This window comes from Pseudoalteromonas sp. TAP-3C, assembly GCF_059888565.1.
This window is the reverse complement of record NZ_CM187618.1, coordinates 1973219-1998637: the sequence shown is the minus strand read 5'-3', so window position 1 is coordinate 1998637 and position 25419 is coordinate 1973219. Positions and strand designations below refer to the sequence as shown.

15 protein-coding genes and 2 pseudogenes are annotated in these 25419 nt (G+C 42.0%); 13 read left to right on the top strand and 4 right to left on the bottom strand.

All coding sequences use genetic code 11. From position 1 onward, the window contains the following. Nucleotides 1–271 precede the first annotated feature (271 nt). From AC6H44_RS09330 to AC6H44_RS09305, 6 genes and pseudogenes are all read left to right on the top strand, one after another. On the top strand, nt 272–1477 hold the full coding sequence (locus tag AC6H44_RS09330) for an IS4 family transposase (RefSeq protein ID WP_500735201.1): 1206 nt from the start codon (nt 272–274) through the stop codon (nt 1475–1477). Next, nucleotides 1478–1852: a type I restriction-modification enzyme R subunit C-terminal domain-containing protein gene (locus AC6H44_RS09325; protein WP_500738416.1), complete on the top strand. Its 375-nt coding sequence runs from the start codon at nt 1478–1480 to the stop codon at nt 1850–1852. After that, nucleotides 1853–2413, top strand: a complete 561-nt coding sequence (locus tag AC6H44_RS09320) for a virulence RhuM family protein (protein ID WP_500735200.1) — start codon at nt 1853–1855, stop codon at nt 2411–2413. Further along, nucleotides 2373–3503 (top strand): annotated as a pseudogene (locus AC6H44_RS09315) (HsdM family class I SAM-dependent methyltransferase). The gene AC6H44_RS09320 and the pseudogene AC6H44_RS09315 overlap by 41 nt, the downstream one beginning before the upstream one ends. Before the next feature lie 83 nt (nt 3504–3586). Continuing rightward, nucleotides 3587–4693, top strand: a complete 1107-nt coding sequence (locus AC6H44_RS09310) for a restriction endonuclease subunit S (protein ID WP_500735199.1) — start codon at nt 3587–3589, stop codon at nt 4691–4693. 225 nt (nt 4694–4918) lie between these two features. Continuing rightward, a pseudogene (locus AC6H44_RS09305) lies at nt 4919–5419 on the top strand (REP-associated tyrosine transposase). Nucleotides 5420–5707: 288 nt separating this feature from the next. On the opposite strand, the gene AC6H44_RS09300 reads toward AC6H44_RS09305, so the two are convergent. The 4 genes from AC6H44_RS09300 to AC6H44_RS09285 form a co-directional block, all read right to left on the bottom strand. After that, the gene (locus AC6H44_RS09300) at nt 5708–7873 is read right to left on the bottom strand and encodes a M3 family metallopeptidase (protein WP_500735198.1); all 2166 of its coding nucleotides are present in this window, start codon (nt 7871–7873) and stop codon (nt 5708–5710) included. 208 nt (nt 7874–8081) lie between these two features. Further along, complete coding sequence (locus AC6H44_RS09295; RefSeq protein ID WP_500735197.1) at nt 8082–9215, bottom strand: ISAs1 family transposase; 1134 nt, start codon at nt 9213–9215, stop codon at nt 8082–8084. Nucleotides 9216–9351: 136 nt separating this feature from the next. Continuing rightward, on the bottom strand, nt 9352–9741 hold the full coding sequence (locus tag AC6H44_RS09290) for a DUF2750 domain-containing protein (protein WP_500735196.1): 390 nt from the start codon (nt 9739–9741) through the stop codon (nt 9352–9354). Between the two features lie 63 nt (nt 9742–9804). Continuing rightward, nucleotides 9805–10383, bottom strand: a complete 579-nt coding sequence (locus tag AC6H44_RS09285; RefSeq protein WP_500735195.1) for a TetR/AcrR family transcriptional regulator — start codon at nt 10381–10383, stop codon at nt 9805–9807. Between the two features lie 169 nt (nt 10384–10552). Between AC6H44_RS09285 and AC6H44_RS09280 the strand changes: the two genes are divergently transcribed. From AC6H44_RS09280 to recD, 7 genes are all read left to right on the top strand, one after another. Further along, a complete protein-coding gene (locus AC6H44_RS09280; protein WP_500735194.1) occupies nt 10553–11596 on the top strand; it encodes an alkene reductase in 1044 nt (347 codons plus the stop codon). Nucleotides 11597–11790: 194 nt separating this feature from the next. Further along, nucleotides 11791–14160 carry a TonB-dependent receptor domain-containing protein gene (locus AC6H44_RS09275; protein WP_500735193.1) on the top strand — a complete coding sequence of 790 codons (2370 nt, stop codon included), beginning with the start codon at nt 11791–11793 and terminating at the stop codon, nt 14158–14160. A gap of 68 nt (nt 14161–14228) precedes the next feature. Beyond that, entirely contained in the window at nt 14229–15356 is a 1128-nt protein-coding gene (locus tag AC6H44_RS09270; protein WP_500735192.1) for an alkaline phosphatase family protein, read from the top strand. 53 nt (nt 15357–15409) lie between these two features. Next, nucleotides 15410–16435, top strand: a complete 1026-nt coding sequence (locus AC6H44_RS09265) for an alkaline phosphatase D family protein (protein ID WP_500738415.1) — start codon at nt 15410–15412, stop codon at nt 16433–16435. 146 nt (nt 16436–16581) lie between these two features. Further along, the gene (gene recC, locus AC6H44_RS09260; protein ID WP_500735191.1) at nt 16582–19863 is read left to right on the top strand and encodes an exodeoxyribonuclease V subunit gamma; all 3282 of its coding nucleotides are present in this window, start codon (nt 16582–16584) and stop codon (nt 19861–19863) included. Then, nucleotides 19850–23413 (top strand): exodeoxyribonuclease V subunit beta, encoded by a 3564-nt coding sequence (gene recB / locus AC6H44_RS09255; protein ID WP_500735190.1) that lies wholly within the window; start codon nt 19850–19852, stop codon nt 23411–23413. Before recC ends, recB begins: the two co-directional genes overlap by 14 nt. Continuing rightward, a complete protein-coding gene (gene recD, locus AC6H44_RS09250; protein WP_500735189.1) occupies nt 23410–25362 on the top strand; it encodes an exodeoxyribonuclease V subunit alpha in 1953 nt (650 codons plus the stop codon). Before recB ends, recD begins: the two co-directional genes overlap by 4 nt. Nucleotides 25363–25419 lie beyond the last annotated feature (57 nt).

The following is a 25419-nucleotide window of genomic DNA, read 5'->3' as shown; positions in this document are numbered from 1 at the left end:
CTCTATCGATTATCAAATATATCGCCAAGAGGTTGAAAAAACACTCACCCCGTTATTTGAAACCGACAGCGTACTTAAAAAAATTCGCAACGGCGAACAAGTCACCGAAGCCGACTTAGCGCAATTAAGCTCGTTAGTGCATACACAAAACCCAAGTGTAGATTTAAATACATTAAAAGCTGACGAATCCCCACAAAATAAAAATTAATGGTAGACTCTCATGATTATTTGTGATCAAATTTTTTCACTATAAAAAAACTCACTCATAATCATGAAAGCCACCGAAATATTACACAAAGATATTGCCATTGCCTACCCTGAAATTCATAAAACACGTTTAAATACAGTCTTTACGTTTGTTAACTCAGGCTTGCGTGATCAGCGCGTTACTGTCACTTACCTAGGCCGCGGATTAAAATCATTTTCTAATACCGATAAAAAACATGATATTAAACGCGCAGACCGTTTGATTGGTAATGCTAACCTGCATCAAGAACGTCTTTGTTTCTATGAACATATGACCGAATGCTTAGTAGGCCAGCAACAACACCCACTTATTATCGTTGACTGGTCACCTATTAATGGCGGCGAAATATTTCAAGTGCTCAGGGCAAGCATACCAATGGGGGGAAGAGCGTTAACGCTCTATGAAAAAGTGTATCCTGAAAGCGAATTAAATACCGAAGCGGCTCATCAACACTTACTCGATAGCTTGGCACAGTGTTTACCTGCAGATTGTCAGCCTATTATTTTATCTGATGCTATTTTTAGAACGCCATGGTTTAAAGCCATAGAAGATAAAGGCTGGTATTGGCTTGGGCGCGTCAGAGGCAATGTGACCTTATCTAGCGACCTTGAGACATGGCGAAATTGTAAATCATGGTTTGAGCAAGCAACAGGTAAACCACACCTTCTGACACATATTTACTACGGAAAAACAGTTCGTTTCGCGTGCCAAGGTGTTTTGTTTAGAGGGAAAAACAAGGGACGTAAAAAAATCAAAAAACGGGGTGGGCAATCTCAATGTACAACGGTTAAATACCAACAACAAAAGGCCAAAGAGCCTTGGCTACTTGTGTTTAATTTACCTACACAATTTACAGATAAGCCTCAACGGATTGTGACTTTATATAAACAACGTATGCAAATAGAAGAAAGTTTCAGAGACACTAAGAATGCAAAACTTGGCATTAGTTTAGCCTTTGCAAATTCAAGAAGCGCAGAAAGGTTTGATAATTTATTGCTCATAGCGGCGTTAATGTTGTTTGTCTTATGGTGCATAGGGTACACCGTGTCGGCACAACAAGGGGATGCGGCATTACAAGCGAATACAGAGAAAAAACGACGAGTATTGTCCTATATTTATCTTGGCAAAGAAGTGGTTGATGATCCTAGGTATGAGCCTGATGGGCAGTTCATTATTTATGTGTATAGCCAGTTGTCACTTCTGACTATACAAATTGATAATTTAGGCTAAATTCGTGGGGATCTCTCAGCATTAAAAGAGTTTTTTCCCGAATCAACCGCGACGCTTGATAAAATATTGCGTACCATAGTCGGTATGGATAAAAACGCCATAGAGCAGAGCTTTACCACCTTTGTGCAGCAAATACACACCCATGTAAATGCCAAGCAACAACGCTTTATTGGTATGTTAAAAAACCACCTAATTCGCCACGGCGCAATTGAAATAGCCCAGCTTTACGAGGCACCTTTTACCCAAATACACGACATGGGGCTAGACGGCGTATTTAGCCAGCAACAAGCCGACGTAATAGAGCAGTTTATTAAGCAGTTTGATGTAGAATTGGGCGATAAAACCCAATCAGTTGAAAAACAGGTGAGGCTGTAAATGGCTAATCAAGTAGAAGTGTTTCAAAATGAAGATGGCAGCCTACAGTTAGCAGTGCAAGTGCAGCAAGAAAGTATCTGGTTGTCGCAATCTCAGCTTGCTGAGCTGTTTAAGACATCAACCGACAACATTAGCTTACACTTAAAAAATATATATCAATCGGCTGAGCTTGACGAGAGCTCAACTACCGAGGATTTCTCGGTAGTTCGTCAAGAAGGCAAGCGACAAGTTAAGCGTAGGCTTAAACACTACAACCTTGATGCAATCATATCTGTGGGCTATCGCGTTAACTCAACCCAAGCAACGCGCTTTCGCCAATGGGCGACTAAAACGTTAAAGCAGCATTTATTAAAAGGCTACACCTTAAATCAAGAGCGATTAACACAAAATGCAACAGAGCTAGCTAACGCATTACAACTCGTTAAACGTATTGCTGTTTTGCCACAAAACAGTGAGTTTGGTGCAGGGCTAGTAGATATAATTGCCAGTTACACGCAAACCTTCTTATGGCTACAACAGTATGATGAAGGACTGCTTAATTCTCCTAAACGGCCAATTTAGAACCCCGCGGCACATAATACGCGCCATGGTAGAAATGATGGACCCAGACGTTACCAGTCAAATTTGTGACCCATCAATCGGCACCGATGGCTTTTTATCGGTGAGTTACGAATACCTATTGCAAAAATACACATCAACCGAGGGCATCGACCGCGAGCCAGTGCTTGATGTAAATGGCAACGTGTAATGTGACGACAGCGGCAAACCGCTTGAAAACTTGCTCTACTCAGGTGATTTAATAACCCCAGCGCAGCGCAGCCACATAGATACAAATATGTTCAACGGCTTTGATTTTGACGCCACTATGCTACGCGTAGCCGCTATGAACCTAGTAATGCACGGCATTAAACAACCGGGCATTCATTATCAAGATACCCTAAGCCAAAACTTTAAAGAGCACTACCCGCAAAAGGCCAAAGAAGGCTTTGACATAATACTCGCCAACCCGCCATTTAAAGGCAGCCTAGACGAAGAAGACGTATGCCCTGAGTTATTACGCAAAGTAAAAACCAAAAAAACCGAGTTGCTATTTGTGGCCCTGATTGAGCGCATGCTAAAAATAGGCGGGCAGTCGGCCACTATCGTGCCTGATGGCGTACTCTTTGGCTCATCAAAAGCGCACGTACAACTGCGCCAAATGCTGGTGGAAAACAACCAGCTAGAAGCGGTAATTTCACTGCCAAGCGGCGTGTTTAAACCCTACGCCGGTGTTTCAACCGCCATACTTATATTCACCAAAGGCGGCAGCACCGACCACGTATGGTTTTACGACGTACAAGCCGATGGCTTTAGCCTTGACGATAAGCGCACCCCAATAAAAGCCAACGACTTACCCGATCTAATAGCACAGTACAAACAATACGTAGGTCGGAAAAGCGCCGTGGGCGCGCCTTCCGACGAAAAGCCCGACGAAAAGCTTTCCGACAATAAAGCTGCCAATATAAATGCGTCAACCAAAACAAATGCATTAAATACATGGCAAGACAAAACCCAAAAAGCGTTCCTCGTCAGTAAAGATGAAATTATCGCTAATAAATACGACCTTTCAATAAACCGCTACAAAGAAGTGGTGTATGAAGAAGAAAGCTAAGATCCGCCAAAAGAGATTTTAGGTAAACTAGTGAGCTTAGAAAATGAAATACTGGCTGATCTAAAAGAGCTGGAGGGGATGTTGTGAGTTGGCCGGTTGTTAAGTTAAGTGAAATAGCTGAGATTAACCCTAGATTACCTAAAAATATTGACGAGGCCCAACTGGTCACATTTTTACCAATGGCATCGATTTCAGAGCAAGGTCAAATTCTAGCGCAAGAAAAACGAATTTTGGGTGAAACTCGAAAAGGCTTTACCTATTTTGAAAAAGGTGACGTTGTAATAGCTAAAATTACTCCATGCTTTGAAAATGGTAAGGCCGCGTTTCTTGATAATCTAGAAACTCAAATAGGTTTTGGTACAACAGAGTTTCATGTAATTAGAGCCAATATAGAAAAGCTTGATGGTAAGTATTTATTTTATTTGGTTTGGAATAAAAGGTTTCGTCATTTAGGTGAGCGAAATATGTCTGGTAGTGCTGGTCAAGAAAGGGTTCCTTCAGATTTTTTGAAGGATTTAAAAATCCCATTACCACCACTAGATGAGCAAAAACGCATTGCCGCGATTTTAGATAAAGCTGATGCCATCCGCCGCAAACGCCAACAAGCCATTAAACTCGCCGACGACTTCCTACGCAGCGTCTTCCTAGACATGTTTGGCGATCCTGTGACTAACCCAAAGGGGTGGGAAGTTAAATCATGGAAAGATGCATTAAGTATTGTTAATGGAAAAAATCAAAAAGCAGTGTTATCAAAAAATGGTGCATACCCAATCATGGGCTCCGGCGGAGAAATGGGACGAGCATCAGATTATTTAACACCAAGAAATAGTGTAATTATTGGTCGTAAAGGTAATATAAATAAACCAATTCTAGTCAAAGAAAATTTTTGGAATGTAGATACAGCATTTGGTTTAGTACCTGAACCGTCGATACTATCATTTAATTATTTATATTGGTTTTGTAAGTTCTTCGATTTTGAACGATTAAATAAAGCAGTAACGATCCCGAGTTTAACTAAAGTCGATTTATTGCAAATCTCTATTCCACTGCCAGGTATTTCTAAGCAAATTAGATTCGATCAAATAGTAAATCAAATAGAGTTAATTATTAGTAAAAATATTCATTCATCGCAAAGCGCTAACGATATTTTTAACTCACTAAGCCAAAAAGCCTTTGCAGGCGAGTTATAACCTATTTATAAAAATAAGAACAAGGATGTTAAATGACCGGACGTGAATTAACCAATAACATAACCGAAAATGAAGTTTTAAAACAAGCCGCTGACTTACGGCTGAACGTCGGGTATATTTTGTGTTTGTTCGTGTTTTGCGGGCGTGGTTTTGTTATGTATGTTTGTTTGTTGGGTGGCGTGGCTTCGCCACTTAACCAACCTACGTTTTTTACATGGAGGTTTTGTGCGGTATCGTCGAAATTATCAAGCGGGTGGGACGTATTTTTTCACTGTTAATTTGCTGGATCGTAATAAATCATTATTGGTTGATCACATTGATTTATTGCGTGAATCTGTGCGCTGGGTGAAAAAACATAAACCTTTTTATATTGATGCGTGGGTTGTATTACCTGATCATATGCATGCAGTGTTAACTTTACCCGAGGGTGATTGCGATTATTCGGGGCGTTGGCGTGAAATAAAAAAGCGTTTTTCTAAGACGCTGCCAAAAAAAGAATACTTGTCAGATGCACGCATTCATAAAAATGAACGAGGCATTTGGCAACGTCGTTTTTGGGAGCATACCATTGCTGATGAGCGTGATTATTGGCACCATGTAAATTATGTACATTTTAACCCTCTTTAGCATGGTTTGGTTGAGCGTGTTGTTGATTGGCCTTATTCAAGTTTTCATAACGCGGTTGCAGCAGGCATTTATAACCGCAACTGGTGTGGTAACAATTAAACAATAAGCATCATAAACGTAGGTTGGATAAGCCGCAGGCGCCATCCGACGATGTTGGATAAGTCAGAGGCGCCATCCGACGATGTTAGAGTGTAATTTAGCCTTTTTGGTATGACATTAAAATTGTGTTTATATGTCACAGTTTATTGGTTAATGATAAGGTCGAATGCTGGGTTGTTTGTGGCTTATTTTTTCGGGTGGCGTGGCTTCGCCACTTAACCGACCTACGTTTGGTGTGTAAAAAAGCTTGATAACGATATTGTTATCAAGCTTTCTTATAGCTGCTTGTTATTCAACCGTTGCGGTTAAACCACGGCGTTTTAATAACGCTGAGGTGTCTGGCTCTTGGCCTCTGAATGCTTTATACGATTGCATAAGGTCACGTGAGTTACCAACTTCTAAAATTTCTTTGCGGTATTTGTCGCCTAGTTCGCGTTTTAGACCGCCTTGCTCTTGTACATAAGCAAATGCATCGGCTGCAAGTATTTCACTCCACATGTAGGCATAGTAGCCTGCTGAGTAACCGCCGCCCATAGAATGAGAGAAAAACGCTGACTTATAACGAGGTGGTACAAATGGCACGTTAACACCATGCTTTGTTAGTACATTTTGCTCAAATTCTTCAATATCTTGTTGTGGCGCATCTGCCGGTAATGAATGCCACTCCATATCGAGTAAAGCAGCTGATACGTATTCTAGGGTATCAAAACCTTGGTTAAAGCTACGTGACTGAATTACTTTTTCAAGTAACTGCTCTGGAATGGGTTCGCTGGTTTTGTAATGTTTAGCGTAGTTTGCAATCACTTCTGGGTGCATTGCCCAATCTTCTTCAAACGTTGATGGAAACTCAACAAAGTCTCTTGAAACTGATGTACCAGATAGCGTTGGAAATTTTACTTTAGAAAGCATGCCGTGCAAGCCATGCCCCATTTCATGAAATATAGTGGTTGTTTCATCATAGCTGATAAGTGTTGGCTCACCTTCTGCGCCTTTTTGAATGTTCATCACATTAACAACTACAGGCTTTTGAGCATGTAAACCAGATTGCTTAACAAACGAGCTCATCCATGCGCCGCCACGTTTACCTTCGCGGGCAAAGTAATCGGCAAAGAAAATAGCTAAGCTTTCACCGTTTGCATCAAACACTTCATAGGCTTTTACATCTGGGTGATACACAGGTAAATCGGTACGTGGTTTAAATGTAATGCCGTATAAACGATTCATAGTAAAGAATACACCGTATTCTAATACACGGTTAAACTCAAAGTATTCTTTTACTGCATTTTCATCAAGGTTGTATTTATCTTGGCGTACTTGTTCGGCGTAATATAGCCAATCCCATGGTTGTAGCTCAAACTGCTCACCTGATGCATTAATTTTTTCCTGAATATCGGCGGCTTCTGCTGCTACATTTTGCGTTAGCCTTGGCACCATGCTGGCAAACATATCAAATACGGCTTGTGGTTTTTTAGCCATTTGCGATTCTAAACCAAAATCAGCCCAGCTGTCGTAGCCTAGTAGTTTTGCTTTTTGTGCTCTTAATTGCACCAGTTGTGCAACAATGTCACGGTTACTAAATTCGCCATCAAGTGCACGCTCAGAAGATGCACGCCATACTTTTTCACGTAAATCACGGTTTTTTAACGATGCTAAAACAGGCTGACGAGTGGTATTGGTAATTTTAATTAAATACTGTCCCTCGTGGCCCGCTTCTGTTGCGGCGTTAGCAAATTGTTCGATTTGACCTGCTGATAAGCCAGCTAACTCTTTCTTGTCCTTAACGAGAATAACGTTACTTTTGCTCAGTGCTAATAAGTTTTGTGAGAACTTGGTCGTTAAGCTCGAAAGTGAAGAGTTTATATCACGTATTTGTTGTTTTTGTTCGTCGTTAAGTTTAGCGCCCGAACGAACAAATCGTTTGTAGTACACATCGAGTAAGCGTGATTCAAGCTTTGTTAATTCTAATGACTCTGTTTTTTCATGAAGAGCGGCTACTTTTTTAAATAACGCATCATTTAGATAAATGTTGTCATTATGAGCCGCTAATTTAGGTGCTAGCTCTTTTTGTAGCTCACGGCGCTCTGGGTTTGAACTAGAACCTGCAAGGTTGTAAAAAATGCTGCTGGTGCGCGTTAGCAGTTCACCACTTTGCTCAAGTGCCACAATGGTGTTTTCAAAAGTGGCGGAGGCTTTGTTATCAATAATTGATTGTACCTGCGCCATTTGCTCTTCCATACCTTGATTAAAAGCAGGTAAAAAGTGCTCATCTTTAATGACATCAAAATTTGGTGTTTCGTATTGCAATGTACTTTTTGTTAATAATGGGTTTTTAGCGTGTTGAGCATGTGTTGACACAGTTTGTTGTGTAGTTTGTTGTGTGCTATTTGTATTCGGCTCAGAGCAGCCCGAAAGTAAAAACGCAGAGCTTATTGCTGTGGCGATTAAAGTTTTCATAGATACGTTCTCTTTTTGTTGTAACGTGTAATGACTTAAAATTGTTAGCTTAAGAATACGTTGACTTAAAAGTAACTATACTTAGGTTGCGATAAAGTTGTAGTTAACTGCGATGAGTTATTTAGAGATAGCCTACCTTTTTATGCAATGGTTATAAAGTAGGCTTTAAAGTAATGTGAGGGAAATATTCAGGGCAAACGGGTTGATTTTATACAGTTAGCCCAACGGTTAGCACTTTCATCATATAAACATTATCCCAACCCGCTTTCAAGCGCTTGCTTTTCACTCCAACCTTTGCACTTTTTTCGTTCTTCAATAGATTAAGTGCTATTTTATTAATTAACGCGATGTTTTGAGCTGCATACCCACTGCGTAAACGGTTTTGGTCTTCATTAAAGCTAACGTCGAGTTGCCAATGTAATTTATTCTCCACATGCCAATGACTACGGATAGCATCAGCAATAAATGCAGCGTCTTTATCTTTATGGCTACTAAGATAATACCGCTTCTCATTCGAACTTACACCATTTACCTCTCGTGTTGAGCATATTACGGCAATACTTTTTAAGCTTTTCCATCGTGGATGTCGTGCTACCAACCAATCTACTTCTGTCGTTAACCAAACCTCTCTATTTTCTATTCGCCCGTGATCACCATTTAGTGAACGATGCACGCTGTGTGGGATATTTTTAAATTGCGTGTTGAGCTGGGTATCTAAATGTAGTTTAACGTCATTATAAATCTCCCCTTGATTCCCCTTAAGTCCAAGCACATAGTTACCCTCGTTAGAGATTATTTGCTCACCGATTTTATACTGGCATCCCATGGCATCTGTTGTAATTGTTGCTCCTTTTATGTCAAGGAGCTCAAGCAAAATGGGGATAGCGGTTATTTCATTCGATTTATCAGCAACCTTAACTTGTCCTAAACAAAAATTATTCTCAACAGACCATGCACTGACTAAGTGAGTTGCGGGCATACCTGAGGCTTTATCTAATGTACGGCGCATTACTTTACCATCCAGAGCAATCACTCCTTCTTTATTCTTACTTATTTCAGTGACCCATTTGGTAAATGCGCTATTAAATTCAGTTGGGTTGAGGCGATTGAGTACGTCATTAAAAGTGTCATGACTAGGAATACCATTTTTCAGGTCTAAAAATTTCCGTAACCACTTTACTTTTGACTTTCCGTATTCTTCTATCTCGTTAAAATTATTGCAACCGCTGATAATAGCGCAAATAGCGATACTCAGAATATTAATAAGTGGATGGCGGACACTGGCAGAGTTTCTTGGATCGGTTAGTTGATTAAAAGCTTGGCTGATAGTCGTTTCTTTCATGTTTCGTACAGGCAAAGACTATTATAAACCACGATCATTAGGATCGGTCAAATGATCAAAAAGTACTTGTATGTTTTTTACCCGTTTGCCCTGGGGGAATATTACAAACCATTTCATTCTAAAATGGCTTTAAGTTTTAATATTTATTTTGTTTTGCGCCAAGCTGCGATTGAAATTCATCAGGAAATAAAATGGTGCCGTCGTCGTCTTCAGTAGGGAACACTGCAATTAGTAAATCATCTTCTTCAAGGCCTGGCGTCCAGCGGCTAAACCAATCGCTTATTGGGATTGCTTTTGGAGTGCAGCCTTGCCATTCGCCCGTTGCCCAAGCTTGTGCAAACTCGCGGGTTGGCCACACGGGTACACAATCGTCGTCTTCGTTAGTGAGCATGACGCAGCCGTCGTCATCGTTTAAAATCCACACTTGCTTATATTGCTGCACGGTGTCGTATAAATAGGCGAGTCGTTTTTTTGCACCAAGGCCTAAAATTTCATCGTGTTGCTTTGATAGATTGTCAGTGGTCATTTTTGGCTCTCTTTCACTGTGAAATATACAACAGCAGGTTTATGCTGCGTTTTAAAATAAAATTCAGCTAATGGCTGCTAGTAATTCATTGGCTAATTGATTGAGTGCTTCAGGGTCTTGATTTGTTAATGCGTAAGTGCGTAAACCATAAATACCCATAACACAAAATCGTGCCAGCTCAATAGCGCTACGGTCACTGGTAATTTCTTTATTATCAATTGCTTTTTGTAGTTGCTGTGCAAAAGCGTGCTCGTAGGCGTTTAAATTAGTACGCAGTACTTGGCAAATTTGCGCATCATTACCTTCCACCTCGCTAATGCTTTTTGTGAGCAAGCATACTTTGGTTGCCTCGCCGTCAATGCATTCTTGCACAATGATATTAAGGTATTGTTTCAGCGTATCTAAAATACGGTCGCTTTGCTCAAACAGGGCGGTAAATTGATTATTACGATCGGTTTGATATTGCTCAGTTGCGGCTAAAAATAACCCTTTTTTATTGCCAAATGCACCATATAACGAACCTGGATGCAAATGGGTAGCTTGAGTAAGCTTTTGCATGCTGGTTTTTGCATAACCATGAAGCATAAACATGGCCATGGCTTGGCGAAGAACAAACTCTTTATCAAATTCCGCAGTTCTCATAATAACTCTTTTGGTTAGTCGCGATCCGAACTCTCAACAATAATCCTACCTTAAGCTGAGCTCAGGTAAAGCAGTTTACGCAATCTTGAGCAAAGTTTCAAAATTATACTTGAATATTCATTCAAATGCCCTTATCTTGAACGTATATTCAAGATAAGGATCAAATATAATGTCGATTAACTTACTTTCACCATTTAAATTAAACAACAGCATTGAAATGCAAAACCGTGTACTTATGGCGCCCTTAACCCGCTGTATGGCAGATGACAATTTAGTACCCACTCAAGCAATGGTAGATTACTACGCGCGTCGTGCTGATGTAGGCTTAATTATAAGTGAAGCAATTATTATTCGTGCCGACTCGCAAGGGTATCCAAACACGCCAGGGTTATTTACCAGTGAGCAAATTCAAGGTTGGAAAAAAGTAACCGACGCCGTTCATGCAAATGGCGGAAAAATGTTTGCACAACTTTGGCATGTTGGCCGTGTAGCGCACCCTCACTTTTTTGGTGGAGACGTGTTGGCACCCTCTGCGATTAGAGTTGATGGAACGGTTCCGCGTATGCGCGATTTGACTTATGTTACGCCAAAGCCAGTGACTAAAGATGACATTAAAAGCTTAGTGGCTGATTATGCTAAAGCGGCAGAGAATGCGATGGAAGCGGGTTTTGATGGCATCGAAATTCACGGTGCAAACGGTTACTTAATTGATCAATTTTTACATTATGCGGCTAATGAACGTGAAGACGATTACGGCCAAACGCCAGCAAACATGTCACGTTTTGCACTAGAAGTAACCGATGCAGTTATTGACGTGGTGGGTAACGAGCGCACTGCAATGCGTTTGTCACCGGGTGGCTATTTTAATATGAGTGAAGATAGCCGAGATAAAGCCGTGTTTGATTACTTATTACCTGAGCTTGAAAAGCGTAAATTAGCCTATTTACACGGCGGTATTTTTGACGACAGCATGCGTTTTGACTCACTTGAAGGTAAATCAACGTCTGAATTTTTACGTGCAGGCTACAAAGGTACGTTAGTGGGTGTAGGTAGTTACCGCTTTGAAAGTGCGAAACAGGCCATCAATAACAATCAGTTTGATTTAATAGCTATTGGTCGTCCACTCATTGCCAACCCAGACTATATAAGCAGAATTAAAAATGGCGAAGAGCTCGTTGAATATGACGGCGAAATGCTGGCAAAATTGTTTTAAAGGCTAATTTATAGCTTATAAGCAGGCATTCATGCGTAATGATGAGTGCCTTTTTTTTGATATTTTTTTGTCATAATTTACTCATATTTGTTTAACCTCACTGTCAATAAAATTCACCCTAGTTGTCATAGTTAAAAAATACACTGTCCCCGTTTTAATAATCATCTCTATAACTAAAACCAAACGGGACAACAATGTACGCTTTAACAAATAAATCAATTTTGAGTGCGGCAATCGCCTTGGCTTTATCAACATCTGCTTATGCGAATAACAATGAAATAGAAGAAGTCACTGTGGTTGCAAAGCCTACAAGCTACGCAAGTAATGTAATTGAACCGGCTATGATGGAGCAACAAAGCTCGGTATCGAGTGTGTTGTCAGTAATTGATAACCTGCCTGGTATTAGCATAAATGAAGGCGATGCATTTGGCGGCGATGATTGGTCTACCACTATTACTATGCGTGGTTTTAGTATTGACGGTAACCAGCAACAATTAGGTATGACGATTGATGGTATACCTAATGGCGGCTCTAACTATGGTGGTGGTGCTAAAGCAAACCGTTACCTAGACAGTGAAAACTTAGCCACTGTTGAAGTAGGCCAAGGCACTTCAAATATTGGCTCTGCATCGCTTGAGGCATTAGGCGGTACGTTTAACTTTGTTAGTAAAGAGCCAAGCCATGAAAAAGGCACCACATTTGCCTATACAGTAGGCGATCATAACGCTAGTCGCTATTTTATTAAGCAAGAAACCGGCACTATTTTTAATAATACCCAAGCGTATGTGAGCTATTCACAAACCGATACCAGTCGTTGGATTGGTGATGGCAGTAATGGCGGTAAAGATAATCAGCACATTGAAGCAAAATTTGTTTCTGAGTTTGATAGGTTAACGCTCACGGGTCGTGTGTCGTACGATGATGTAAGCGAAACAAATTATAACAGTGTCAGTGTAGAGCAGTTTGAACAAAACCCAGATTGGGACCACTTAACATGGAATTGGACAGGGGTGCCGCATTTTGACCAAATGTTTGCAGAAGGTTGGGGCACACACCGCGAAAACACCTTAGGCTATTTAAAGTTTGAATACGCTATTTCGCCAACCGCGTTGTTAACAATAAATCCTTATTATCACAAAAACTCAGGCCGTGGTGATTGGATCCCACCTTATTTAGCAGACCCAGTTGATGGTAACGGTAATTCAACCACTCAGGGCGGAAGTAATGCAGGCAGTTACGGTTTTACTGACAGCCAAGGTAATCCACTTACACCTAATGCAAACTGTACAGAAACGCTTAGCTGGCCATGGGATTCGGGTACAGAGCTAAACCCTGCGTGTTATTCAAGTTCGGCAACACCTGTTATGTCTTATCGCCATACGCACTATAAAAAAGATCGTCTAGGTGTATTAGCTAACTACCAAGTAACATTGGGTATGCATGATATAGAAGCGGGTTTTTGGTTCGAACGCTCAGAACGTGATAAGTCACGTGATTGGCACAAAGTGATTGATGCTCGCGTATATCATCATTTTGATAGTACGCCATATTGGGTGCAGTTTAACAATACTTTTGAAATGGATACATTTAAGTGGTACGTGCAAGATTCAATAACATTTGCAGACTTTACCTTAAACTTAGGTGCACAGCAGTATTTAGTCGAGTTAGACAAAACAGACCATTTTGTAGCGAGTAATTCAAACAAGGTAAACAGTGACTCAGATGTGCTGTTTAGTTTAGGGGGCCTGTATCAACTCAACAACAATACTGAGTTATTTGCCAGCTTTAGCGAAAACTTTTCAGCAATTAAAGACGGTATATTAGAAACCGGTGGTTCAGTACTTGACAACATAGAGCCCGAAACAGCAGAAAACATTGATTTTGGCGTACGTTATAAAGCGGATCGTTTAAGTTTAACCGCCACAGCCTACTCAATTACCTTTGATAATCGCATTACCTTTATTGCCCCAGGTAGCAGCTCTGATGGCATTGACTACACAATAGGCACTGACGGTTCATACGTTAACGTTGGCGGGATTGACTCAAAAGGTTTAGAGTTGTCAGCAAGTTATATGTTGACCAATGAGTGGAATATTTACACGTCGTACACTAATAACAGTTCTGAATATGCCTCTAACGATCCTGCCGCTTATAATGCAAAGGGCGAAATATTAACAGACGGTGACGGCAACAATGTATCTCCTAGCTTTAAAGCCGGTGATAACGTGATTGATGCACCAAGCGATATGTTTGTGCTTTCGACTGATTATTACAGTGGTGACTTCCGCTTTGGTATTTCAGCTAAATACACTGGTGAGCGCGAAGGGGCGTTTTTAGATGAGCAAACTCGTGCACGTAGTAAAGTTGATAGTTACACCGTGATTGATATTAATGCAGGTTATGCGGCGCAAGTAGACGCTGGGCCATTTAAGTCAATTGATATTGCGTTTGCAGTCACTAATGTTACCGATAAGCGCTACTTAGCGGGTGGCACAGGCAATGGTAGCACCTACTACATAGGCGGGCCGCGCACAGCAGCACTGACATTTACTGCTAACTTTTAAGCGGTAATAAAAAAGTAACAACGAAAGCTCATCTTTGATGGGCTTTTTGCTATTTATATAGGTGAAAAATGAAAACATTAATCAAACTAAATTTACTAGGCATAGTGTTACTTACGAGCCAATTGGCAGTTGCAGCGCAAAATGTGGTGTTAGTCACGCTTGATGGTGTGCGCTGGCAAGAAGTGTTTTACGGCGCGGATGCTAATTTGATCAACAACCCTGAGTTTGTTAAACGCAGCGAACAGCTTAAGGCCGAGTTTTGGCATGACGACCGTAAACAGCGCCAACAATTATTAATGCCTTTTATAACGCAAACGGTGGCTAAACAAGGGGCAATTATTGGCGACAGAAATAATGGCTCAAAGATGTCGGTGAGTAATCCGTGGTATTTTTCATACCCAGGCTACAATGAGATTTTAACGGGGTTTGTTGATGAGGGAATTAATAGTAACGACAAAATTTTAAACCCCAATAAAACCATGTTAGAACTGCTTGAGCAACAGCCTGATTATAAACACAAAACGGCACTTTTTGGCAGCTGGGATGTTTTCCCGTTTATTGTTAATGACAAGCGCAGTGGTGTGTATGTCAATGCCGGCTTTATGCCAATCACTGAAGATGTATCAAACGATGCGACACTGTTAAATGCAATGCAAAATGAGATCCCAAGCCCTTGGCACAATGTCCGTTTTGATAGTTTTACCTACCGTTTTGCCAAAGCGTATATGTTGGCGAAAAAGCCAAAGCTACTGGTGATAAGCTTAGGTGAAACCGATGATTTTGCGCATGATGGTGCTTACGATCACTACCTAAAGTCAGCTAAGCAAAGTGATGCTTTCATCAAAGACTTATGGCAAACCATTCAAACAACGCAGGGCTATAAAAATAACACTACGCTTATTATCACCACAGATCATGGCCGTGGCAGTCACGCTAAAGATTGGCAGCATCACAGTTCAAAACAAGCATTAGCAAACTCAGCACAAGGGCGCAAAGCGTTTCCTGAAGGCATAATTGGTTCTGAACATATTTGGTTTGCAGCAATGGGGCCTGCCATTAAAACCACTGGTTTAGTGACAACCCAAACCGAGCTTAAACAAGCGCAAGTTGCTGCTACAGTATTAACCGCACTGGGTGAAGAGCCGCAAACGATAAACCCTAAAATGGCACCTGCAATCAATGAGGTGCTAAAATGAAGCGGCTATTTCCAAGCGCTATGGTCGCAATAACGTTACTCATAAGCCTATTAATGAGTTTTACGGCGTTAAGTTCAGCAGAAAATATAACTGCGCCGCAAAAAATACTGTTTGGCTCCTGCGGTCATCAAGATAAAGCTATTGCCATTTTTGATGTGATTAATGAAGAAAATGCCGATTTGTTTATTTTTTTAGGGGATAACATTTACGGTGACACTAACGATATGCAAGTCCTTGCTAATAAATATCATAAGCTAGGGGCAAAACCGGGCTTTAAAACACTCCAAGCAAGTACGCCCATAATAGCGATGTGGGATGATCACGACTTTGGCCAAAACGATGCGGGTAAAGAATACCCACACAAAGAAGCATCGCGGCAAATTATGCTCGATTTTTTTGATGAGCCAAAAGCATCGATTAGGCGTACTCGCCCCGATGGTATTTATACCTCGTATACGTATGGAGAGGGCAAGCAAACAATACAGGTGATCATGCCAGATTTACGTTGGAACCGTGATGCACTTAATCATGTTAGCAAAGCCGACTATTACACTAAGCGTAAAGCAAATAATCAAGGCCCATACAGTCCAACAGCGGTAAAAGGCGCATCAATGCTCGGTAAGGCGCAGTGGCAATGGCTTGAACAGGAGCTTAAAAAGCCTGCAGCAATAAAACTGATCAGTTCAAGTTTGCAGTTACTGCCTGATTTTACTGGCTGGGAGTCATGGGCTAATTTTCCGGAGGATAGAAACCGTTTATTTGCACTGATCAAAAAGCACCGTGTAAATGGGGTGATTATTATCAGTGGCGATACTCACTGGGGAGAAATTTCAAAATACAGCGCTAACCTAGACTACCCATTAATTGAAATGACTAGTTCAGGATTAACTGAAAAGTGGAAAGACGTCAGTCCTAATAAACACCGTGTTGGGCAATTTACCCATGAGGTGAACTACGGCGATTTAAGCATTGATTGGCAGCAAGCTGATCCGGCTATTTCATTGCAGCTTAAAGGCATTGATGGCAAAACCATAATGCAAAGCCAATTTAGTTTATCGAGCATTAGCCCGTATAAATAAAATGCTCACGCACAGAGTAAATGTTGCTCTGTGCGTGTGAAATTCAAGCTAAGCACCTGATTTATTAACGCCAATTAACCACTTTGTCTACCCCTGTAATTGAAAATATCTTACACTGGCTTTATCTCAAGCAAGGACAGTGTCGTATGCTCAATATTATTCAATCAAACCGGATGGAAGCCCTGCAAGCGCAGTTTCATCAGCTGTTAAAGTTAAATCCCTTACCCAGTGTGTTTGACAAAGAAGTGGTGCTGGTACAATCGCCAGGGATGTCGCAGTGGCTCAAAATTGGTTTGAGTGAACAACTGGGTATTGCTGCGCAGGTAGACTTTCCATTGCCATCGAGCTTTATTTGGCAGCTTTATCAGCAGTTATTACCTAATGTACCGAAAGAGTCGGCGTTTAATAAACCGAACCTTGCTTGGAAACTGTTTGCTATATTACCTACTTGCATTGATGAACCACTGTACTTACCACTTAAAACTTATTTAGCGGGCGATACCGACGGCCAAAAAACCTTTGCCTTGTGTGAAAAAATTGCCGACGTATATGACCAATACTTAATGTATCGGCCGCACTGGATAGCAACCTGGGACAGCGGCGTTGATAAACTCGACGACGTAGATATAAGCATCGCGCCATGGCAGCCAGACCTGTGGCGGCGTATTGTTGAACACAGTAAAGCGCTTGGCCAAAGCCAATTTCATCGCGCTAATATGCAAGGTAAATTACTCAGCGCGCTTGCATCAATGGACGCAAGTTTATTACCTAAGCGGATTAATTTATTTGGTATTTCTGCCATAGCCAGCTCACAACTTGAGGTATTTGCAGCTTTAAGCCAAAAAACAGAGGTTAACTTATTCTTTTTTAACCCCAGCGAGCATTATTGGGGTGATGTTGTCGATGAAAAAACCGCAGCAAAAATCGCCGCTAAATATGCCATTAAACCTTTACTAGACGCGCATTCTAAACCCGAGCAAGATTACTACTTTATTGGTAACCCGCTGCTATCGTCGTGGGGTAAACTCGGCCGCGATTACTTTGAGCAACTAGTACAACTTGAGGCCAGCTGGCTAGATGGTTTTATTGATGTGTTTGACGACAGCTTACTGGGCCAAATTCAAAGTGAGATTTATCAACTTGCCTTTAAAGGCGAGTCGCTTACCGATAACAAAGCTTGGTTTATCAACGATGAAGGTAAATTGCCAGTAAGCTGTGACGATACCAGCATTACCCTCAGCGATTGCCATACGCCACTTCGAGAAGTAGAGCGCCTACATGACTATTTGCTTAATTTATTTAATCAAAACCCAATGCTTACCCCCAAAGATATTATCGTGATGATGCCTGATGTAGGCACTTACAGCCCCTACATAGAGGCGGTATTTGGTGGCGCACAAGGCAGCCGATTTATTCCCTATGCGTTGGCCGATTTAGCCATTGAACAAGAAAAACCTGTGCTTAGCTCGTTTGCAAGTCTTGCCAATTTACCGTTTTCGCGCTTTGGTGTGTCAGACATTCTCGACTTATTACAAGTGAGCCAAATAGCCGAAAAATTCAGTGTTGAAGCCCATGAATACGAGCAAATTCAGTATTGGCTGGAACGTGTTGGGGTTAAATGGGGCATAAATGCAGAGCATAAAAGCAGTTTTGATTTACCCGCTATTGAGCTCAATACTTGGCAACATGGTTTAAATCGCTTACTACTTGGCATTGCCCAGCGCGACGAACAATGCCCATTTAATGGTATTTATAGCGCCGATGAAGTTGAGGGCATGGCGCTTGATACACTCAATAAATTAGTGCACTTTATTGATGTATTACAATCCTTTAAAGAGCAGCTAACGCCGGATGACACATTGACCAATAAAGCCGCTATTATGGCAAATTTGCTAAGCGAAATTTATGAAAGCGACAGCGACGATAGCTGGGATTTATTAGTGCTGCAAAACGTGCTGGATGAGCTGAAAAAGCACCACGATAATGGCGATTACAGTCAAGCCGTGTCGCAGCGCATTGTTAGCTATTTAGTCAAACAAGGCATACAAGAAAAAGGCGTAGGGCAGCGTTTTTTAGTCGGCCAAGTGAATTTTTGTACACTCATGCCTATGCGCGCAGTGCCATTTAAAGTGGTGTGTATGCTTGGCCTTAACGATGCCGACTACCCACGTACCGTGCAGCCGATTGGTTTTGACTTAGTGCCGTATTCTAAAAAACAAAAAGGTGACCGATCACGTAAACTCGATGATCGCTACTTGTTTTTAGAGGCACTGCTCAGCGCCCGCGATAATTTATATATGAGTTATATCGGCCGCTCGTGTTTTGATAACCAACCGCGCATGCCATCAACCTTGGTGAGTGAGTTATTAGAATACATTGGCCGTAGTTTTGCATACGCTGAGGGCGATAAAAAATTACCAGAGAGCTTAATTAATCAGCAGCATTTACAGCCCTTTAATAGCCAGTATTATAAACCTGACCCCGCTCACACTTTGCAAAGTAATCACAGCTACAACCCAATTTGGTTACCTACTGCGCCAATAATGCCAGAGCCTGTCACTGCGCTTGCCGTCACTGCGCCAGAGCAGCTTGATCTTGATGTGTTTATTCGCAGTGTCTGTCATGCCCAAGAGAGCTTTTATCAACAAAGTTTAGGTTTGCGCTTACCGCAATTCAATGAAGTGGCAAAAGACGAAGAACCATTTAGTTTAGATGCACTAACACGTTACTTTTACCTCGATGAAATACTGCAAGCGAATATTAACCAACAACCGCTCAGCACTGCACAAATACTGCAGCGCGGCGATTTACCGCAAGCTAATGTGGGCGACATTATTTATGACAGTATGCAGCACCGCGTTGACGCATTGGCAGGGCAAGTGAAAGAACAAATAAAAGGCGGCAAAAGTGAACCCATTGAGGTTAAGTTAACCCTTGAAAACACCCAAGTAGAAGGCTGGCTAAACCAAGCGTACTTGCAAAAGCAAGTGTTTTACCGCAGTGCCAGCATTAAAGCCAAAGATCTGATCAAGGGCTTTATTTATCACTTAGCAGCGCAAAGCATGCAGCAACACGTTGAAACTTTACTACTTGGTCTTGATAAACAAATTAGCTTTGCGCCACTGAGTAAAGCAGATGCTGATGCGCTGTTAGCCGACTGGTTTGAATTGTATAAAGCGTTACGACAAGCGCCGGTGGCGTTTTTTCCGGTTAGTGGTTATGAATACATTAAAAGCGGCGGTGATATAAACAAAGCCATGAGTAAATTTAGCCCGCAATATATAGGCCGAGGCGAGGGGGAAGACCCCTATATTCGCTTAACCGTGCAGTCGCTTAACGATTGCCAAGACGAATTTATAAAATGGAGCGAGCAATTGCTAGCGCCATTATTTGCTCACGCCAAGGAGAGTGACTATGCAAGCGCTTAACCCACTCACTATGCCACTAACGGGGCAAAGTCTGATTGAAGCCAGTGCCGGTACGGGTAAAACGTATACCATTACGGGTTTGTATTTACGTTACCTTTTAGGTATGCAAATACCGGGCGAACTTAATACTCCGTTAAGCGTAGAGCAAATTTTAGTGGTGACCTTTACCGATGCCGCCACCCAAGAAATTAAAGACCGAGTGCGCAGCCGTATTATTGCCGCCCGCGATGCCTTGCTTGGTCAAGACCCCGATGATGAGCTGATAAGCAGCGTAATTGCTGCAATTGACGATAAACACCGCGCCTTTGATTTACTCGATGCGGCAGCCAAGTCGATGGATGAAGCGGCTATTTTTACTATTCATGGTTTTTGTCAGCGGATGCTTAAACAGCATGCGTTTGAATCTGGCGTGGCGTTTAATTTAGAATTTATTCTCGATGAGCGGGATATTCTGCTTGAGACCATTAAAGATTTTTGGCGTGCCTTTGTATACCCGCTCGATAAAGAAAAAACCGATGCCATAGTAAACGTGTTTGCCGCGCCAGAGCAATTGTTCTCGCAGGTGTCGAGTATTTTAAACAAAGGCAGTGCGCACATTACACCACAAATAAAGTTAGATGACGTGTGGCAAGCCCGTGAGCAATATTTAGCAAAAGTCCCCAGTTTTAAACAGGCCTGCTTAGAAAGTGAGTTTATTGCGGCGATTAAAAATTCTGGGCTGAGCGGCTCCAAAACACCGGCGCGAAAAGGCAGCTTGCAGGCGCTGGAGGAGTTTTGTCTAGGTGATGAGGCCTTTTTTGAGTTTGGTACCAGCAAGTATTCGTTTGCGGTGTGGGGCAGTGATAGTCTCAGCGATGCCAGCAATTATAAAAAAAATCAGCCGTTATTTAGTCACCCGCTGATCACTGAATTTGATGAACTCGCAGCACTCACTGCAACTGTAAATCAAGGCTTAGCGATTGCCATTGTGCAACATGCGGCAAGCTGGGTAAAAACCGCCATTGTTAAGCGTAAGCAAGAGCAAAGTGTGATCACTCCTGACGACTTACTCACTAATTTATACACTGCGTTAAATAGCGAGCAAGGTGATACATTAGCGCAAAAAATAGCGCAATTGTTTCCGGTGGCGATGATTGACGAGTTTCAAGATACCGATCCCATTCAGTACGGCATTTTTAGTAAAATTTATGCTCAAGAAAATACCACGCTTGCCATGATTGGTGACCCAAAACAGGCTATTTATGGCTTTAGGGGCGCGGATATTTTTACTTATATTGGTGCAAAAAAAGCGGTTATTAATGAGCAGCAATTTACCTTAGGCACTAACTTTCGTTCCAGCAGCGATGTAGTACAAAGCGTAAACAGTTTATTTGGCAAACACGCTAATAGCTTTATTTATAATGATGCGATCCCATTTAACCCAGTTGCAGCAAAAGGTAAAAAAGCCGATAAATCATTTTTAATTGATGGACAACCAGCCACCGCGTTTGAGTTTAATGTGTTTGTGGATGAAGCCAGCGATGAAAAAAATAAGCCGACTAGTAAAGGCTTTGGTCAGCAACAGTTAGCCCAGTATTTTGCAAATAAAATAGTCACTTTGCAGGTTCAAGCAGCCCAAGGTCGCGCTTGTATTGGTACAACAGTGATTACTGCTGCCGATATTTGTATTTTGGTGCGCGACCGTGTTGAAGCACAAATAATGAAAAAAGCCCTTAGCGAGGCGCATATTGCCAGCGTGTATTTGTCTCGTGACAGCGTATTTAATCAACAGTTAAGCCACCATTTACTCAATTTTTTAACTGCGTTACACGGCCAATATGACGAGTCGTTACTGCGCGGCGTATTAGCAGGGCCGTTATTTTGCCTCAGCTATAACGCCATTTATGCATTACATGAAGACGAAACCCAATGGCAGCAGTATTTAACCTTTTTTGCCACCTTAAGCGAAATTTGGCACAAACAAGGTGCCATGGCGATGATGGAGCATTTACTTAGCCATAACCAGCTCAGTGCTAAATGGCAGGGTTTAGGCTATAACGTTGAACGTTGGCTAACCGACTTCAGGCATTTAGCTGAAATACTACAACAAAAACAAATTGAGCTGGAAGGCACGCTGCGATTATTACGTTGGTTTGCACAACAGGTGAGCCAGCAAGACAGCGAAACCGTGCAAGTTCGCCTAGAAAGTGATGCGAACTTAGTTAAAATAGTGACGATGCATGCCTCAAAAGGGCTTGAATATCCGCTGGTGTTTATGCCGTTTGCCAGTGGCTTTCGTGAAACGAAAGACGCGCTTTATCATCAAGATGGCAAACTGATTTATGATTTAAGTAAAAGTGAAGATGCACTAGAAAAAGCCCAACAAGAACGCCTAGCGGAAGACTTACGGTTATTGTATGTTGCATTGACCCGTGCTGTGCATTTTTGTGCCATTGGTTTGTATAACCTTGGTCAAGGGCAAAGTAGCCGCTTAGCAATACAAAGTAGCTCGTTAGGGCATGTATTATTTGCAGGCTTAGATATTACCAGCAGTCAGGTTTGGCGTGAGCATTTACAGGCGTTTTGTGCTGAAAACTCTACAATGGCATATCAACAGTTTACCTCAGATCAACTTGCTGAGCAGGGCGTATTAACCTTTACTAGCAGCCTTGACACCAGTGAACCACTTACTGTAAACCAAGTTAATGCCCGTATTGAACGCAATTGGCGCGCCACCAGCTTTAGTGCGCTGAGTTTTAAAAAGCACACCGATCATATAGAGCCTGGGCGCAGTGATGAAGATCACGAAAAAGATGAATTTGCCGCCCAGCAAGACGAAGTGCTTTCGCCATATAGCTTCCCTAAAGGCGCAAAACCAGGCAGTTGTTTACATGAAATTTTTGAGCAACTTGATTTTACCCAGCCTGAGTTTCACCCCGTTAATGCAGAGCAAAACTTAGCGGCCGTTGTTGAGCGCAGTTTAAAAAAATACCACATTAGCGAGCAGTGGCAAGCCATGACTGAGCAATGGGTGCTTGATGCACTTAATTGCCCATTGAACGAACAAGGCTTAAGCCTTGGCGTGTTAACCCCGCAGCAATGTATAGTGGAGATGGAATTTAATCTGCCCCTGAGTCACTTATCAGCCAAGCAATTAAATGCGGTGCTAGTTAAAGAGTTTGCTTTTAATCAAAGCCGGTTGGATTTTTATGATGTAAAAGGCCTGCTGAAAGGTTTTGTCGATTTAATCTTTTGCTATGACGATCAGTATTATATTTTAGATTACAAATCAAACTACTTAGGTAGCCAAGCAAGTGACTATGAACAAGATGCCCTTGAGCAAGCAATGACTAGTCATCAGTATCATTTACAGTACTTAATTTATACCGTGGCGCTGCATAGATTATTAAAACAACGGCTGCCTAATTACAACATAGAGCAACATTTAGGTGGCGTGTATTACACCTTTTTACGCGGCATGAGTGAAGGTAAGGGCGTGTATTTTAAAAAGCTAACCACAGCGCAAGTGCTGACTTTAGATAACTTGTTTAGTGAAGGAACCATGTTATGAACGCGCCACAACAAAGCAGCCCTATAATAGTGCCATTACTGGATTATCTACTCAGTGAAAACCGCGTGCGCATGGTTGATATAAAGCTGGCGGAATTACTCTGCGAGCAACAGCATGATGATGTTTTTTACCTGATTTTATTGCTCAGCAATGCCCAGCAAAGCCAACATAGTTGCTTAACATTGAAGGCGCTTGATTGGCAAAACCCGTTTAATTTACGCCAAGCAGAGTTTAGCCCGTTGGCGCTGAGTGTACCAGATTGCTTAAGTCCATTTAGTGAGGGCTTTAGCACCGAGCAGGCACTTGTTTGCTTACAAAATCATGCCAGTGTTGGCGCTGATAAACCCTTATTGTTATTTGATAACCGACTGTACTTTGCTCGCCTTGCCGGCTACGAGCATACCCTTGCACAACGTTTATTACAGATGAGCCAGCAAACGGTAACCATTGATAATCAGGCACTGGCGCAGCTGCTTGAACGCTACTTTCCAACGGAGCAAACCGGCAGCCAAACCGACAACATTAATTCGCAAAAAATTGACTGGCAAAAAGTAGCCTGTGCAATGGCCGCCACTAAAGGCTTTAGTGTGATCACCGGCGGCCCTGGCACAGGTAAAACCACGACGGTCACTAAGTTGTTAGCGATATTGCAGTCACTTTATCAACATGCCCCTTTGAGTATTAAGCTGGTGGCACCAACCGGTAAAGCCGCAGCACGATTGAGTGAATCAATACTGGGTGCAAAAGACAAACTCACCAGTATTCCCGAGCACATTAAAACCTTGATACCGCAAAGTGCCCAAACGATTCACCGTTTGCTCGGGGTTAAACCGTTTACCAATAAATTTAGGCATTCAACTGCCAATCCATTGCATGTTGATTTGTTGATCATTGATGAAGCCTCCATGGTTGATTTATCCTTGATGGCAAAACTCATTGAAGCATTGCCAGCTCACGCCCGACTTATTTTATTGGGCGATAAAGACCAACTTGCTTCGGTAGATACCGGCAGTGTAATGAGCGACTTGTGCCAAGGCTTAGTGCTTGGTCAAACGCCACGTTATTCTGATGCGCGCTGCGCTGAACTGAATCAGCTGTGTTTTAATGGCGCTGATAAGCTGCAAAGCAGCCCGAGTGATTTTAAACTTGCCGATTGCATTGCATTTTTACAACACAGCTATCGCTTTGATGCCAAAAGCGGTATCGGCCAATTAGCACAAGCGGTGAATACCAATAACAGTGGTAAGCTCAATTACGTAGAGCAAGAGGTAAACAGCGGCGTATTTAAAGACGTGATTTTTGATTATGACTTAGTCAGCCAACCACTTGATAAACTAGTGCAAAGTGCCGTAAATAAATACGCCGAGTATCTGCAATTAATTGCCCAGCAAGCAAGCAGTGCTGCGGTGCATAAAGCGTTTGCCAGCTATCAATTACTCGCGGCCGTGCGTGAAGGTGATTATGGCGTAAATAACTTAAATCACCGCATTGAAAAGCAACTTGCGCAACAAGGCTTAATAACCCTCAATCCTTACCAGCGCCATTACGTTGGCATGCCAATAATGATTGCGCAAAACGATTACCAGCTAAAATTATTCAATGGTGATATTGGAATTTTAATGCTCGATGAAAACGGCCAATTAAAAGCGGTATTTATCGACGAGCAAGGCAATGAACGGGCATTTTCACCAGCGCGATTGCCCGCCCACGACAAAGTGTATGTTATGACTATTCATAAATCACAAGGCTCTGAATTTAACTACACCGCCATGGTACTGCCACCGGCAAACCAAGCAACCGCAGGCATCAACCGCCAATTGGTCTACACCGGCATCACCCGTGCCAAAAACACCTTCGAGCTTGTGGCTGATAAAAAAGTGTTGTTAATGGCAATGAATAAATCAGTCAGCCGCGCATCAGGGTTGTATGAGAGGTTGGTGGAGTTATAAGTTTTAAGCGGTAAGTTTAGCTCGGTATTAAATTTATCATGTAGGAACTCGCTTTAG